14 protein-coding genes are annotated in these 13600 nt (G+C 67.1%); 4 read left to right on the forward strand and 10 right to left on the reverse strand.

The genetic code is table 11. The features are described from left to right. Nucleotides 1-54: 54 nt before the first annotated feature. The 3 genes from CCS01_RS10875 to CCS01_RS10880 form a co-directional block, all read right to left on the reverse strand. A complete protein-coding gene (locus CCS01_RS10875) occupies nucleotides 55-288 on the reverse strand; it encodes a hypothetical protein (RefSeq protein WP_104518848.1) in 234 nt (77 codons plus the stop codon). Next, nucleotides 285-488, reverse strand: coding sequence for a hypothetical protein (locus tag CCS01_RS32705; RefSeq protein ID WP_146101681.1), 204 nt, complete (start codon nucleotides 486-488; stop codon nucleotides 285-287). The genes CCS01_RS10875 and CCS01_RS32705 overlap by 4 nt, the downstream gene beginning before the upstream one ends. 433 nt (nucleotides 489-921) lie before the next feature. Beyond that, entirely contained in the window at nucleotides 922-2013 is a 1092-nt protein-coding gene (locus CCS01_RS10880) for an aminotransferase class V-fold PLP-dependent enzyme (protein ID WP_104518849.1), read from the reverse strand. A 125-nt stretch (nucleotides 2014-2138) separates the two neighbouring features. Between CCS01_RS10880 and CCS01_RS10885 the strand changes: the two genes are divergently transcribed. Both CCS01_RS10885 and CCS01_RS10890 read left to right on the forward strand, forming a co-directional pair. Continuing rightward, entirely contained in the window at nucleotides 2139-2378 is a 240-nt protein-coding gene (locus tag CCS01_RS10885) for a type II toxin-antitoxin system Phd/YefM family antitoxin (protein ID WP_204848220.1), read from the forward strand. Next, nucleotides 2375-2764, forward strand: a complete 390-nt coding sequence (locus CCS01_RS10890) for a type II toxin-antitoxin system VapC family toxin (RefSeq protein ID WP_104518850.1) — start codon at nucleotides 2375-2377, stop codon at nucleotides 2762-2764. Before CCS01_RS10885 ends, CCS01_RS10890 begins: the two co-directional genes overlap by 4 nt. A gap of 6 nt (nucleotides 2765-2770) precedes the next feature. On the opposite strand, the gene CCS01_RS10895 is transcribed toward CCS01_RS10890, so the two are convergent. Next, entirely contained in the window at nucleotides 2771-3556 is a 786-nt protein-coding gene (locus CCS01_RS10895) for an SDR family NAD(P)-dependent oxidoreductase (RefSeq protein ID WP_104518851.1), read from the reverse strand. A 371-nt stretch (nucleotides 3557-3927) separates the two neighbouring features. Then, nucleotides 3928-4266 carry an STY0301 family protein gene (locus CCS01_RS10900; RefSeq protein ID WP_104518852.1) on the reverse strand — a complete coding sequence of 113 codons (339 nt, stop codon included), beginning with the start codon at nucleotides 4264-4266 and terminating at the stop codon, nucleotides 3928-3930. A gap of 127 nt (nucleotides 4267-4393) precedes the next feature. Here CCS01_RS10900 and CCS01_RS10905 point away from each other — a divergent pair, with 127 nt between their 5' ends. Further along, a complete protein-coding gene (locus CCS01_RS10905; RefSeq protein ID WP_104518853.1) occupies nucleotides 4394-6535 on the forward strand; it encodes an acetate--CoA ligase family protein in 2142 nt (713 codons plus the stop codon). 126 nt (nucleotides 6536-6661) lie between these two features. On the opposite strand, the gene tmk is transcribed toward CCS01_RS10905, so the two are convergent. The 5 genes from tmk to ctaD all read right to left on the reverse strand — a co-directional run bounded on the left by tmk (nucleotide 6662) and on the right by ctaD (nucleotide 12017). After that, nucleotides 6662-7273: a dTMP kinase gene (tmk, locus tag CCS01_RS10910; RefSeq protein WP_104518854.1), complete on the reverse strand. Its 612-nt coding sequence runs from the start codon at nucleotides 7271-7273 to the stop codon at nucleotides 6662-6664. Beyond that, a complete protein-coding gene (locus CCS01_RS10915) occupies nucleotides 7273-8493 on the reverse strand; it encodes a D-alanyl-D-alanine carboxypeptidase family protein (RefSeq protein ID WP_104518855.1) in 1221 nt (406 codons plus the stop codon). The genes tmk and CCS01_RS10915 overlap by 1 nt, the downstream gene beginning before the upstream one ends. A 17-nt stretch (nucleotides 8494-8510) precedes the next feature. Continuing rightward, nucleotides 8511-9335 carry a septal ring lytic transglycosylase RlpA family protein gene (locus CCS01_RS10920; RefSeq protein ID WP_146101682.1) on the reverse strand — a complete coding sequence of 275 codons (825 nt, stop codon included), beginning with the start codon at nucleotides 9333-9335 and terminating at the stop codon, nucleotides 8511-8513. 80 nt (nucleotides 9336-9415) lie between these two features. Continuing rightward, nucleotides 9416-10384 (reverse strand): lytic murein transglycosylase, encoded by a 969-nt coding sequence (locus CCS01_RS10925; protein ID WP_104518857.1) that lies wholly within the window; start codon nucleotides 10382-10384, stop codon nucleotides 9416-9418. 43 nt (nucleotides 10385-10427) lie between these two features. Continuing rightward, the gene (gene ctaD, locus CCS01_RS10930; protein ID WP_104518858.1) at nucleotides 10428-12017 is read right to left on the reverse strand and encodes a cytochrome c oxidase subunit I; all 1590 of its coding nucleotides are present in this window, start codon (nucleotides 12015-12017) and stop codon (nucleotides 10428-10430) included. 318 nt (nucleotides 12018-12335) lie between these two features. Here ctaD and CCS01_RS10935 point away from each other — a divergent pair, with 318 nt between their 5' ends. Further along, nucleotides 12336-13175 (forward strand): class I SAM-dependent methyltransferase, encoded by an 840-nt coding sequence (locus tag CCS01_RS10935; protein ID WP_104518859.1) that lies wholly within the window; start codon nucleotides 12336-12338, stop codon nucleotides 13173-13175. The last annotated feature ends 425 nt before the right edge of the window (nucleotides 13176-13600 follow it).

A 13600-nucleotide genomic window follows, 5' to 3' on the forward strand; every position in this document is an offset into this window, starting at 1 on the left:
GCACGGCCAGCAGGCCGCTCAGGAGAATTGCCAGGCGTGTCGTGCGTGGGGTGATCATCGCAGGGCCTCCACCGCCAGTCGTGCATCCGCGATCCGTGCGCCGGGGATGACCCGGACCTGCGCGCCGACCTCGTCCACGCTGCGCACAGGCCGGGGCGTGAGATCCTGGGCCCTCGCTCGGTCAGGAGGACGCAGGCCGATCGGCTGGTTTGTGCCGGGGCCGGCAACGGCTTCGCTGCCGCCGGGCCGGTCGAAGGAGAGCTGGCCGAGCGGCGGCGCTTCGATCATCGCTCCGACGCGCAGACATGAGTCGGGTTGGAAGGCTGTGCCTGGGCGGCTGCCCGGATGGTGCCATGAACCGGCGCCTGCGTGCCCGCCGGCAGCCCCTGTCCGAACGCCGACCCCATGGAATGCAGGCTCAGGACGGCGTAAGCGACGCGGACCAGGCTCTTCGTTGAGAACAGGCGGCAATACAGGGCTTGTCTCACGGCAGGCTCCCTTCGTCACACCCGGATCTTTTGGGCGGCCGGTTCGTCTGGCGGTTATGCGAACCGTGCCGATGGCGGGAGCATCGCGCGAACGCAGGGGCGGCGCGCTGAAGTGTTTCAGATCACGGTCACCGCCTGGCCGCGGCAACATGATACAGTCTCGTCATGAAGAATCTTCGTGCGTGTGCGGTTCCGCCTCGTGCGCGCGGCCGCTGCCTTGCGGTTCCCTGCGGTGACCGAGCTTGAACAACCACTTCGTTACGCGGATTCCCATTCCCCCGGCGCGGTGTCGATGGCTCTCGCGAACCGCCGATACGGATCGATTGTCCAGACAAGGACGATCCTGCCGGCTTCCAATCTCCTGTCGTTTTACACCCCGCCTTTGTGCTGGCGCCGCAATGGGACTGACGACGCCGCACGCGGCTGAAGCGGGTCAGAGCGCTTCCAGGATCCGATCGACATCCGCCATGCCGTTGTAGCCATGGAAGCTGATGCGGACACGTCCATGGCCGTTCCAGGCATAGACGCCCTTCTGATGCAGCGCCGCAACGACGGAAGCGGCATCCGGCGCGGTGAAGCAGACGCTGGCACCATGGCGGGCCGGATCATATGGCGTGGTGATCGGCAACCGGCGGGGGCGCAGCCCATCGAGCAGCGCCGTCGTCAGGGTCTGCACATGGCGCTGCACGTCGAGCCTGTCGTGGCGTGCCAGATAAGACAAAGCACCGTTCAGCACATAGACCGGGCCGTGCGCCGGATTGCCTCGGGTGAAGCGCATCGCATCGGGCCTGAGGGCCGGCGGCGGATCATAGCCACGGCCGCCGGGCGCAAACGAATGCCAACCGGCCGAGGCCGGACTCCAGTCCGGCTGCCGCGCCCGGTTCCAGTACGCGACGGCGACGCCGGTGATGCCGAGCATCCACTTGTAGCACGCCGAAAAGGCAAAATCCGCCAGCGACGCCTCGATCGGCAGATAGCCCGAGGCCTGGGTGAAATCGACCAGCAGCAGCGCACCGACGCGATCGGCGATGGCGCGCAGCGCGTGCAGGTCGATGCGCTCGCCGGTCAGGTAGGACACGGAACTGGCCGCAATGATCCGGGTGCGCCCGTCGGCGATGCGCGCGAGACGATCCGGTTCGCCGCCGCGCGCCTGCAGCAGGCGGATCGCCGGGTTACGGCGCAGCGCGATCGGGCCCACGACCGAGGGATACTCCTCGGCGTCGATGGCAATCGCATCGCCGTCGCGCCAGTCCAAACTGCCAGCGACGATCGAGACTCCCTCGGCGACGTTGGCAACGAAACCGATGTCGCCGGCGGTGACTCCCCACAGCCGCGCCACGCCGGCGCGGGCGGCCTCGACCTGCGCCTCCTGCGCGGCGCGGCCGGACATGCCGAGGCTCTTGTCCACGAGATACTGCAGCAGCGCCTGGTCATGGACGCGCAGGGCAGCAGTCTCGCCGGCGGCGCAGACATGGGTGACGCCGGCGGGAATGCGAAAGTCGGCGGGGTCGAAGAGTGGGTCCATGAACGCCCGATCCTGTGCCACTGGCCGATGAGAGGGTATCGTGGTGACCGCTGATAGCAAGCTGGTTGCCGGGGTTCCGCTGTTTCCATCTTGACACGGAGCAAGAATTGACCAGAATATTGGTCATGGAAAAGTCGATCACCCTGGCGGACGCGAAGGCCCAGCTATCCGCCCTCATCACCGAAGCCGAGGCCGGCGCGGAGATCACCATCACCCGCCATGGGCGTCCGGTCGCGCGCCTGATTGGTGCGCCGCGGGACGTCGCTCGCGCGCCCGGCGACTGGGGCTGGCGCGGCCGCTATGACAAGTCCGTCTTCGCCCCCATGACCGACGACGAAGCCCGCGAGGAAGGCTGGCCGGTGTGAGCCTGCTGGCTGATGCCTGCGCGCTGATCGTGTTCCACGGCTACGGTGGACAGACCATGAGCCACGCCGGCAAGGCGGCGATCAGTGCCGGCGACGTCTTCGTCTCGCCGATCACGGTGTGGGAAATCACGCGCAAGGTCGCCACGGGAAAGCTGGAGCGCCCTGCCCCGCCCGGCTTCAACGGCACCTTGTCCGACTGGCTGCGCCAGGCCGGCTATCGCATCCTGCCGCTGACCTGGGAGGCCTGCGAGCGGGCCAACGCCCTGCCTATGCACCACAAGGACCCGATGGACCGGATGCTGATCGCCGCCGCGCTCGACCGCGGCTTGACGATCATCACGGATGACACGGTCTTCGCGCACTACGGCGTGCAGACGATCTGGTAAGCCACTCTAATCGTTGTCCGAAACGACCGACCCGGCCGTTGTCCCGCCGTCAATCACGATCGTCTGGCCGGTGGTGAAGCTGCCCGCCGCCGAGGCCAGGAACACGGCGGCGCCGGCGATCTCGTCCGGCTCGCCGATGCGCTGCAGCGGCGTGTCCTTGGTGCGCTTGCGGTACAGCACCGGGTTCTCCCAAAGCGCGCGGGCGAAATCGGTGCGGACCAGGCCCGGGGCGATGGCATTGGCGCGGATGTTCTTCGGCCCCCACTCCACTGCGATGTTGCGCGCCAGTTGCATGTCGGCGGCCTTGGAGATGCCATAGGCGCCAAGCTGCGCCGAACCGCGCAGGCCGCCGATGGAGGAGATGATGATCACCGCCCCGCCGCCGCGCGCGACCATGTGCGGGATCGCCATGTTCGCCAGCCAGACATTGCTGCGCACGTTGCTGCCCATGACGCGGTCGAACGCCTCATCCGGCATCCCGGCAGCCGGTCCGAGATAAGGGTTCACCGCCGCGTTCTCCACCAGGATGTCGATCCCGCCGCAGCGGGCGAGGGTCTGGTCCACAAGGTTCTGCAATTCCTCCTTGCGGCCGATATGGCAGGGAATGGCGATCGCCTTGCCGCCCTTGTCGCGAATGCCGACGGCGACCGTGTCGCAGGTATCGGCCTTGCGGCTGGAGATGATGACGGTGGCGCCGTGCTCGGCGAAGCGGGTGGCGATGGCGAGGCCGATGCCCTTGGTGGATCCGGTGACGATGGCGACCTTGCCGGTCAGGTCGAACAGCGACGACATGGCGTTTCCCTTTGTTGCGCGCGAGCTACTGACCAGTAAGGCGTGGTGGGGGGGACGTCAATCCGGCTGGTTGGGACGTGGTGGGATGGCGGGATGCGTCGATATCTGGCGTGGGTCGATGGCAGACAGGAATGGAACCGCAGATGAACGCAGATAAGAAGATCGGCTCGCCGACGATGCCGCACTGGCGCATACCATTTTTTCGTTTTTTATACGAAAATTTTTGAATTTTGCCTGTCGCCGATTTCATATGCGGCCAAGAACGACCGAAGTGAGCTTGTCTGCGTTCATCTGCGGCTCCATCATTCTCTCCACATCCAAAGGCGTTGCGTCGCAGAGCGCACCGGCCATCCCCAACGTCCGGCACCCCATCACCGGCAGAACGCCGTCCGCGGCGGCACAGGAGCCAGACAAACGCCGACCGGTCGTTGCAGGCGGAACGTAACGGTCCGCTCCGTCCCGCGGTAGCGGCAGACCAGGTACGGCGCCCGCCGGGTCCTGAAGATAAAGCCGACCTCCCACCGGTCCACGCCCCCTCGCTGATCATCCGGTACCAGATCGGCCTGTTCCTCCGGCGGACCGTCGAACACGCTGGCCCGGGCGTAGGCATGTCCCTCCAGCAGCGGCGGACAGCGGACCTCGGCCATGCCGGGCGCGGATCCCGCGGCCAACAGCAACGACAGCACCATCGGTCGCACGGCGAAACCCATGGCGGCAGCCCTTCGTCTCGTCGCCGCATTGTTACTGCAGGGCAGCGAAATCGCAAGCCCGGCGTGGCTTGCCGACGACCTACTGATGAGTATGCTGTGGCGATCAGAAACGTCCAAAGGCAGGTCAATGCAGAACAGGCGCAGCGGGGTTTACAGCCGGGAACAGCTCACGCGGCTGCTCCATCCGCAGAGCATCGCCGTCATCGGCGCATCCACCCGTCCCGGCGCGTTCGGCAAGCAGGTGCTGGCCAACATGGCGCACTACGCCGGCCGCGCCTACCCGGTGAACGCCCGCTACAGCACGATCAACGAGCAGGCCTGCTACCCCAACGTCCGCGACCTGCCGGAAGTCCCCGACTGCGCGGTGATCTGCGCGGCGCGCGAGGCGGTGGAGGAGATCGTGCTCGACTGCGCCAAGGCCGGTGTCGGCGGCGCGATCATCTTCGCCTCCGGCTACTCCGAGACCGGCAAAACGGATCGCATCGCGCAGCAGGAACGCCTGGCGGCGATTGCACGCGAAACCGGTTTGCGCATCGTCGGGCCGAACTGCATCGGCGTGGTCAACGCGCTGCTCGACAGCCGCGTCACCTTCATGGACATCACGCCGATCCCGCAGCCCGCGCCGCATGCGGTGGGCGTCATCAGCCAGTCCGGCGCGCTGGGCATGGCGCTGGCGCAGGGCGTGGTGCGCGGGCTGTCGGTCAGCCACGTGCTGACCTCGGGCAATTCCTGCGACGTGGACATGGCGGACTACGTCAACTACCTGGCGACCGACCCCTCCTGCCGCTCGATCGCCTGCGTGTTCGAGGGCATGGCAACGCCCGACCGCCTGCTGCTGGCGGCCGAGCACGCCTGGGCCGCCGACAAGCCGCTGGTCATCTTCAAGATGGCGACCGGTGAGCAGGGCGCCGCCGCGGCGATGTCGCACACCGGCTCGCTGGCGGGATCCAATGCGTCCTACCGCGCCGTGTTCCAGCGCGCCGGCGCCATCGTGGTGGATGATTTCGAGACGCTGATGGAAACCGCCGCGTTCTTCGCCAAGGCGCCGCCGCCGAAAGCGCCGGGCGCCGCCATCGTCGCAGCCTCGGGCGGCGCCGCGATCATGGCGGCGGACCGGGCCGAGCAGCACGGCGTGCCGCTGCCGCAGCCGGCACCGGAAGTGCGCGAAATCCTGGAGGCGCGCATTCCGGAATTCGGCTCCTCGCGCAATCCTTGCGACGTCACCGCGCAGATTCTCAGCGACCCCGAGGCGCTGGGCGTCTGCGCCACCGCGCTGCTGAACGATCCACAGTACGGCGTGTTGGTTTCGCCGCTGACCTATGGCTATGCGCCGTCGGCGAAGCGGCCCGAAACCTACAGCCGGCTGGCCGAGGAAGCCGGCAAGATGGCCTGCGTCGTCTGGCAGACCGAATGGCAGGACGGACCGGGCGTGGTGGAGGCGAACCAATGCAGCCGGGTCGCCCTGTTCCGCTCCATGCCCGCCTGCTTCGCCGCCATCAACGCCTGGCAGTGGCGCGCCGACAAGCGGGCGGACGGGGCGCAGGCGGTCGCGCCGACACCGACGCAGACGATCGACAAGGCTGCCGCGCTGATCTCGGCGGCGCCGGGGAAGACGCTGACGGAACGCGAGGCCAAGGCGGTGCTGTCGCTCTACGGCGTGCCGGTGGTGGGCGAACGCCTGGTGCACTCCGCCGCCGAGGCCGTCGCCGCGGCCGAGGCGCTGGGCTATCCGGTGGTGCTGAAGGTCGAATCCCCTGACCTGCCGCACAAGACCGAGGCCGGGGTGATCCGGCTGAACCTGCGCACCGCCGAGGAGGTGCGCGCCGGCTACCAGGCGGTGATGACGAACGCCGACAAGGTCTCGCCGACGCCGCGGATCAACGGTGTGCTGGTGCAGCCGATGGTGCCGCAGGGGATCGAGATGGTCGTCGGCGCCCGCAACGATCCGCTGTTCGGCCCGCTGGTCGTCGTCGGCCTGGGCGGCATCCTGGTGGAGGTGCTGAAGGACACCGCCCTGGCGCCCGCCCCGGTCACCACGGCGCAGGCCGAGGCGCTGCTGCGGCAACTGAAGGGCGTGAAGCTGCTGGAGGGGTTCCGCGGCATGCCCGGGGTCAACATCGGGCGGCTGGCGCAGGTGATCAGCGACGTGTCCCGTTTCGCGGCGGACCACCGCGACCGGGTGGCGGAACTGGACGTGAACCCGCTGATCTGCGCCGGGGAGAGGGTCACCGCGGTGGACGCGCTGATCGTTGTTTCGAGATCGGAGTGAAATTCCATTGCCCCTCCGTCATGGACGGGACACGCCCCATGCGTATCGGGACAAGACGACGGTTGGAGAAGGATTTGGCGCCAGCCAGCGTGCCCGCCTTTCTGCAACCCTGTCGCGGCCCCTGCCCTACAGCAACCGATCCACCGCCTCCATGATCGCCGCGTGCACCGCATCGATCCCGCCCGACGCATCCACCACCACGCAGCGGTCCGGTTCCGTCGCCGCGATCTGCCGGAATCCCTCCCGCACCCGCGCATGGAACGCCGCGTCCAGCCTCTCATACCGATCGGCATCGCCGCCACGCTGGCGCATCCGCGTGGCGGCGACCGGGTCCGGCACGTCCAGCACCAGCGTCAGGTCCGGCTTGATCCCGAGCAGCCGTATCAACTCAGAAATAAACCGCCGATCGGCCCCCTGGCCGTAGCCCTGGTAGGCCATGGTCGAATCGTAGAAACGATCGCAGACCACCCAGCTTCCCTCCTCCAGCGCCGGCCGGATGGTCTTGGCGACATGCTCCGCGCGGGCCGCGAAGTGCAGCAGGGTTTCCGCCTGCGGCGCCCAGTCCACGCCGCCCGCCAGCAGCATCCCCCGCAGCAGCTCGGCGCCCGGCGCGCCGCCCGGCTCCCGGGTGGGCACCACCGGCAGGTGGCACGTCATCAGCGCCTCGACCAGCCGGGCGCACTGCGTCGTCTTGCCCGCGCCCTCGCCGCCCTCAAGCGTAATGAAGCGGCCCGTCATCAGGTGCCGGTCACGTATTTCGACAGCACCGCCATGGCGCGGCCCGGCAGCCCGAGCTTGGGCACGTCCTCGGACGCCAGCAGAGGCACCGTGAAGTTCGGCACGCCCTGCCCCGTCACCTCCAGCTTGCCGACCGTATCGCCTTTGGCGACCGGCGCGATCAGCGGCGTGTCGTAGCTGATCTTGACCGACGCCTTCTGCCGCCAGTTGCGCGGCATCGTCACCGTCAGGTCCTTGCCGGCGACCAGGGGCACCGTTGGATTGGCGCCGAGCCAGACCGGCACTCGGTCGATCACGTCGCCGGCGGCGTACAGCGTCACGTCCTCGAAATTGAAGAACGCCCAGTCCATCAGCCGTTCGGATTCCTCGGCGCGCTCGCGCATCGAGGCCATGCCGTTCAGCACCAGGATGAGGCGGCGGCCGTTGCGCTTCGAGCTCGCGACCAGGCCATACCCGCCGGCATCGGTGTGCCCGGTCTTCAGCCCGTCCGCCGTGCCCTTCTGCACCATCGGGTTGCGGTTGCCCTGCGCTATATTGTTGTATCGGAACGTTTTTTCCGAATCATAGTGATAGTATTGGGGGAAGTCCCGGATGATGTGCGCGGCCAGGGTGGCGATGTCGCGGGCACTCATGTGGTGCTCCGGGTCCGGCCAGCCGGTACAGTTCTTGAAGAACGAGTGCGTCAGGCCAAGCTTCTGCGCCGTCTTGTTCATTAGGTCCGCGAACTGCTCCTCCGACCCGGCGATCCCCTCGGCCAGCACGATCGCGGCATCGTTGCCGGACTGCACGATCACGCCGCGGATCAGATCCTCGACCCGCACCGTGGAGCCGACCGCCACGAACATTTTCGAGCCCTGGGTGCGCCAGGCCTTTTCGCTGACCGGAAGCTGATCGTCCAGCTTCAGGCGGCCTTCCTTCAGGCGGCTGTAAACGATGTAGATCGTCATCAGCTTGGTCATCGACGACGGCGGCATCTCCTCATCCGCCTGCTTCTCCAGCAGCGTGGCGCCGGTGTCGAAATCCATGATGTAGGCCCAGCGTGCGACCGTATCGACCGGGCCGAGCGGCGTGTCCGCCGGGCTGCCGGTTTCGGTGGGCTCCTTGGTATGGCGGCCCTGCGCGCCGACGGCACGGGCGGCGGCCGAGCGCCTCTCGGCCAGCGCCGGGCCGGCAATCAGCGCGCAAACGGACGATATCAAGCCAAGACGGCGAGTCAGCATCTCGACATTTCCTCCGATCAATCCACGACAATTCGTGCGTCCGGAATGCCGGACGAAAAAGCCTGGTCCAGAACCGCATCGGCGCGGGCAACATCCGGGAGCGGACCGATCTCCACCCGGAACTGCCGCGTGCGCCCCTGCCGGCTGGTCACGATCACCGCGCCGGCGCCGGCCATCTTCGCCTGCTGCACGGCGGCGTACTGATATTCGTCAAACGTATCCAACCGGACCATCAGCCGCCCGGGCCGCGCCGCGGTGCGCGTCACCGTCTCGGGCAGCCGCAGCGGCGGGGCCGCCGCGGGCGGTGCCTCCGGCGCCTGGGCGACGGAGGCCGTCACGCTGTGCCCGTTGCCCTGACGGACCCCGGGCGGCGGCGGCAATTCCGCCACCTCGACGGCGCCGCGCGGCGCGGTTGCGATGGGCAGGCGTGGCGCGCCTGGCAACGCTTCGGCCGCCGCGTGGCTTTCGGCCGGCAGCACGCGCAGGCGCACGCGGGCGACGGCATCAGGCCGGATGCCCAGCAGTTGCGCGGTGCGGCGGGTGATCTCCACCAACCGGTGCGGATCGCCGGTGCCGCGGTCGTTGATCCGGACCGTGGTCTGCAGGCCGTTTTCCAGATTGGTCAGTTGGGCGATGGCGGGAAGCTGCAGGCTGGGGTGGGCGGCGGCCAGGGCGGCCTGGTCGGACACCTCGCCATCCGTGGTCAGCCGCGTGGTGTTGTCCCGGCTGACGGCGGCGAGCCCGGTTTCATCGAGGTCATAGTTTTCCCTGGGATAGTACCAGACCGACCCGGCCTGGTACGGCTTGCCCAGCACATAGTGCGGATCCGGTTTCAGCGTCATGTGATTGCAGCTGGCGACCAGCAGCGTCAAACCGCATGTCAGGGAGGGCCATGTCGCGCGCCGGCCTCCCCCGCGGCGTGTCATTGCACCGCCACCTGATCACCGATCAGGCCGACGGCGAGGGCATAGAAATCCGACGGATTATAGCGCCGGATAGCATCGAAATTGGGGAAAACGACGAACGCGTCCCCGTCGGCGCCGTCCGGCGCCACGACCGCCGAAATTGTTCGCGCCGACGCGTGCCAGCGCCCGCTGAGCGGCTGCACCCCGGCGCGCGCCCATTCCGACAGCGCCCGCCGATCGGCACGGCCCGCGGGTTCCAGGCCGGGCGGCAGGCGGACCGGCTGTCCCCAGGTCTCGTGGAACCGCCAGCCCGACTTCGCGAGATAATTGGCGATCGAGGCCAGCACATCCGGCTTGCTGGTCCAGATGTCGCGCCGCCCGTTGCCCTCGAAATCCACCGCATAGCGCAGGTAGCTGGTCGGCATGAACTGCGGCTGGCCCATCGCGCCGGCATAGGAGCCGGTCATGGCGGCGGGCGTGATGTCGCCATGGTCGAGAATTTTCAGCGCGGCCATCAGTTCGCTGCGGAAGAAGCTGGCACGGTGGCCTTCCCAGACCAGGGTCGCCAGCGCCTCGATGACACGAAAATCGCCGGTGCCGGTGCCGTAGCTGGATTCCAGGCCCCAGATGCCGGCGATGACGCCAGGGTCAACGCCGAAGCGTTGCTCGACCCGCTGGAACAGCCCCCGATTCGCCCCCACCGCGTTCAGCCCATTCGTGATGCGCTTGTCCGTGATCACTAACGCACGGTAGCGCGCCCAGGTCATAGTGAACTCTGGCTGGTGGTGAAAGCGGTCCAGCACCTTCTGATTGAGCGTTACGCCGGCAAAGGCGCGATTCAGCGTCGTGGGCGAGATTCCGGCCCGGCGTGCTTCGGCCTGCAGCCCGGCCAGGACGGCAGGGAAGCTGTCAGACGGGTTCGCGAGCGCCCGAACGGCAAAAGCCGCGGACAGCGCGTTGGCAAGCAGGACTCGGCGGGTTGGCATGGCGCGCTTCTTGCCATGCCGAACCGAGGCGGGGCAATCGGATTCAGCGGACTCGCGGCAGCTCGAGGTATGTGTGGTATGCGGGCGGCGAGGTCTGGGTCCATTCCAGCGTCGTCGCGCCCTCGCCCCAGTAGTTGTCGGCGAGATGTTCCTTCGAGGTGAAGGTGCGGTAAACGACGTACAGGAACACCACCAGCGCCGCGCCACTGATGAAGGCGCCGATGGAGGAGACGAAATTCCATCCGGCGAAGGCCTCGGGATAGTCCGGATAGCGCCGCGGCATGCCGGCCAGGCCCAGGAAGTGCTGAGGGAAGAAGGTCAGGTTGACGCCGATGAAGGTCAGCCAGAAATGCACCTTACCCCAGTACTCCGGATACTGGTGCCCGGTCATCTTGCCGATCCAGAAGTAGAACCCGGCGAAGATGCCGAACACGGCGCCCAGCGACAGCACGTAGTGGAAGTGCGCGACCACGTAGTAGGTGTTGTGCAGGATCTGGTCGATGCCGGCATTGGCCAGAACCACCCCGGTGACGCCGCCGATGGTGAACACGAAGATGAAGCCGATGGCCCACAGCATCGGGGTCTTCAGCTCGACCGACCCGCCCCACATCGTCGCGATCCACGAGAATACCTTGATCCCGGTCGGTACCGCGATGATCATGGTGGCCGCCATGAAATACGCCCGGGTGTCGACGTCGATGCCCGAGACGAACATGTGGTGCGCCCAGACGACGAAGCCCACCACGCCGATGGCGACCATCGCGTACACCATCCCCAGGTAGCCGAAGATCGGCTTTTTGCTGAAGGTCGAGACGACGTGGCTGACGATCCCGAACGCCGGCAGGATCATGATGTAGACTTCAGGATGGCCGAAGAACCAGAACAGGTGCTGGAACAGCACCGGGTCGCCGCCGCCGGTCGGATCGAAGAACGCGGTGCCGAAGTTACGGTCGCAGATCAGCATGGTGATCGCGCCGGCCAGCACCGGCACCGCCAGCAGCAGCAGGAACGCCGTCACCAGTTCCGACCAGACGAACAGCGGCATCTTGTGCAGCGTCATGCCGGGCGCGCGCATGTTGAAGATGGTGACGATGAAATTCATCGCTCCGAGCAGCGAGCTGATGCCGGCGAGGTGCAGCGCGAACAGCGTGCAGTCCATTCCCATGCCGTACTCGTAGTTCGACAGCGACAGCGGCGGATACAGCGTCCAGCCGGTGCCGGACTCGCCCATCAGCAGGCCGATCATGATCAGGATGAAGGCCGGCGGCAGCAGCCAGAAGCTGATGTTGTTCAGGCGCGGGAAGGCCATGTCGGGCGCGCCGATCATCAGCGGGATGAACCAGTTGCCGAAGCCGCCAATCAGCGCGGGCATGACGGTGAAGAAGATCATGATCAGGCCGTGGGCCGTGATGATGGTGTTCCACTCCTGCCCGTTGGTGACGATGCCGTTGTGCGGCACCATCAGCTGCGCCCGCATGATCATTGACAATATTCCGCCGACGACGCCGGCGAATACGGCAAACATCAAATAAAGCGAGCCGATGTCCTTGTGGTTGGTGCTGAACAGCCAGCGCGCCACGAAACCCGGGGCGTGGCCATGGTGTTCGTCATGGTCGTGGGTAGTTACTGACACGCATCAATCTCCCGTGCGGCGGTGATGCGGATGCGCGCCACATGTCGGCCCACATGGCGGCAACATGTCGCTGCCGTTGCGGCCGGACAGGACAGACACAGTGTCACGACAGAAGAAGCGCGGGCGCATCCAATCACAGTGCTGGCTCTATGCCAGTGGCTTCCTGCCAGCAACCGCTTGGGTGGACAGGAGTGTGTGATTATCATGACCGATGGTTACTCCGATCCGGCAGCAAAACAGGAATTGCCGGTCCCGGTTGGCGGCGGCCTGCGGTGGCATTATGAACGTCGATCGAGGTATCGGCCGGGGAGCGCCTGCATGACTGACGACGTCGCCGTTCACTATGCCCCAGCGGGGGAGCAGGACGGGCTGCTCGACCGTATCCTGGAAGCGCTGGCCCGGGCGGGCAAGGATATTGAGCGCCTGACCATCGACGACCTTGCGCCGGTCGATGAATTCCACTCGCGCCGCCGCCGCGCCACCGAGGAACTGGCGCAGATGCTGGCGCCGCGCGCGTCCGATCACGTCATCGATATCGGCTCGGGCATCGGTGGGCCGTCGCGGTATCTGGCGGCGACCTATGGCTGCCGTGTCAGCGGCGTGGACCTGACACCGGCGTTCGTCGCGGCGGCCAATGCCCTGACCGGGCGGGTCGGGCTGGCCGATCGGGTCTCGTTCCGGCAGGGCTCGGCGCTGGATTTGCCGTTCGGCGAGGCCAGCTTCGACCTGGCGTGGTCGCAGAACGTCGCGATGAACATCCAGGACCGGCCGCGCTACTATGCGGAGATGTTCCGCGTCCTGAAGCCCGGCGGGCGGCTGGCGATCCAGGACGTCGCGCAAGGCCCGGGCGGCGCGGTGATCATCCCGGTGATGTGGGCCAGCCGGCCGGAGCTGAGCTTCCTGCGCACCCCGGAGGAGACCCGGTCGCTGCTGGAAGCGGCGGGGTTCGAGGTGCTGGAATGGGCCGATGTTTCCGACGCCGCGATGACTGAAGCGGCGGCCGAGCGGGAACAGATCCGTGCCGCCGGCGGGCCGCCGCTGCTGGGCATTCACGTTATTGTCGGCCCCTCGGCGCGGGAGAAGATGCGCAACGGGCAGCGCAACCAGCAGGAACGGCGCACGGTGCTGATCAACGCGCTGCTGCGGCGGCCGGACTGAGGCCGGCCAGCGGAACAGAACGTCATCACAACGCTGCGTCTGGCCAGAGGCAGTGGTTTGCCGGAAACTGACCACGGCCTCGCCTGGACGCAATCCGTCCGCTGAAAGGCGGCGGGCGTATCCCGGCCTGTGGAGGGAGCGACACGATGAAGTTCGGTTTCTGCATGATGGCGGACGTCGACGAGATCGGGTTCTTCAGCCCGCCTTATTCGTCCCCTCGGGCATTCATTGCACAATCCGCTGCATTTGGCGGGTGATCGAAGAACTTGGTGCCTATCAGCGGGCATTTTGCCAGTCGGGAGCGTTCCGGAGCTGCTGATTTGGCCACATTGTTCCGCCTGCGCCCGCGGAAAATCCAGTTCCGTACAAGCGGCGCCGCCGCCGTGGCAACCGAGGCGGGGACCGAGCAGCCTGATGGGAGGTAG

Source organism: Rhodopila globiformis (genome assembly GCF_002937115.1).
Lineage (GTDB): Bacteria > Pseudomonadota > Alphaproteobacteria > Acetobacterales > Acetobacteraceae > Rhodopila > Rhodopila globiformis.

Bases quoted from the DNA above. Each gene is read 5' to 3' on its own strand.
- CCS01_RS10885 (WP_204848220.1), top strand. From the start codon at position 2,139: ATGGAAAAGTCGATCACCCTGGCGGACGCGAAGGCCCAGCTATCCGCC.
- CCS01_RS10905 (WP_104518853.1), top strand. From the start codon at position 4,394: ATGCAGAACAGGCGCAGCGGGGTTTACAGCCGGGAACAGCTCACGCGG.
- CCS01_RS10875 (WP_104518848.1), bottom strand. From the start codon at position 288: ATGATCGAAGCGCCGCCGCTCGGCCAGCTCTCCTTCGACCGGCCCGGC.
- tmk (WP_104518854.1), bottom strand. From the start codon at position 7,273: ATGACGGGCCGCTTCATTACGCTTGAGGGCGGCGAGGGCGCGGGCAAG.
- CCS01_RS10895 (WP_104518851.1), bottom strand. From the start codon at position 3,556: ATGTCGTCGCTGTTCGACCTGACCGGCAAGGTCGCCATCGTCACCGGA.
- CCS01_RS10880 (WP_104518849.1), bottom strand. From the start codon at position 2,013: ATGGACCCACTCTTCGACCCCGCCGACTTTCGCATTCCCGCCGGCGTC.
- CCS01_RS10920 (WP_146101682.1), bottom strand. From the start codon at position 9,335: ATGACGCTGAAACCGGATCCGCACTATGTGCTGGGCAAGCCGTACCAG.
- CCS01_RS10925 (WP_104518857.1), bottom strand. From the start codon at position 10,384: ATGCCAACCCGCCGAGTCCTGCTTGCCAACGCGCTGTCCGCGGCTTTT.
- CCS01_RS10900 (WP_104518852.1), bottom strand. From the start codon at position 4,266: ATGGGTTTCGCCGTGCGACCGATGGTGCTGTCGTTGCTGTTGGCCGCG.
- CCS01_RS10935 (WP_104518859.1), top strand. From the start codon at position 12,336: ATGACTGACGACGTCGCCGTTCACTATGCCCCAGCGGGGGAGCAGGAC.
- CCS01_RS10915 (WP_104518855.1), bottom strand. From the start codon at position 8,493: ATGCTGACTCGCCGTCTTGGCTTGATATCGTCCGTTTGCGCGCTGATT.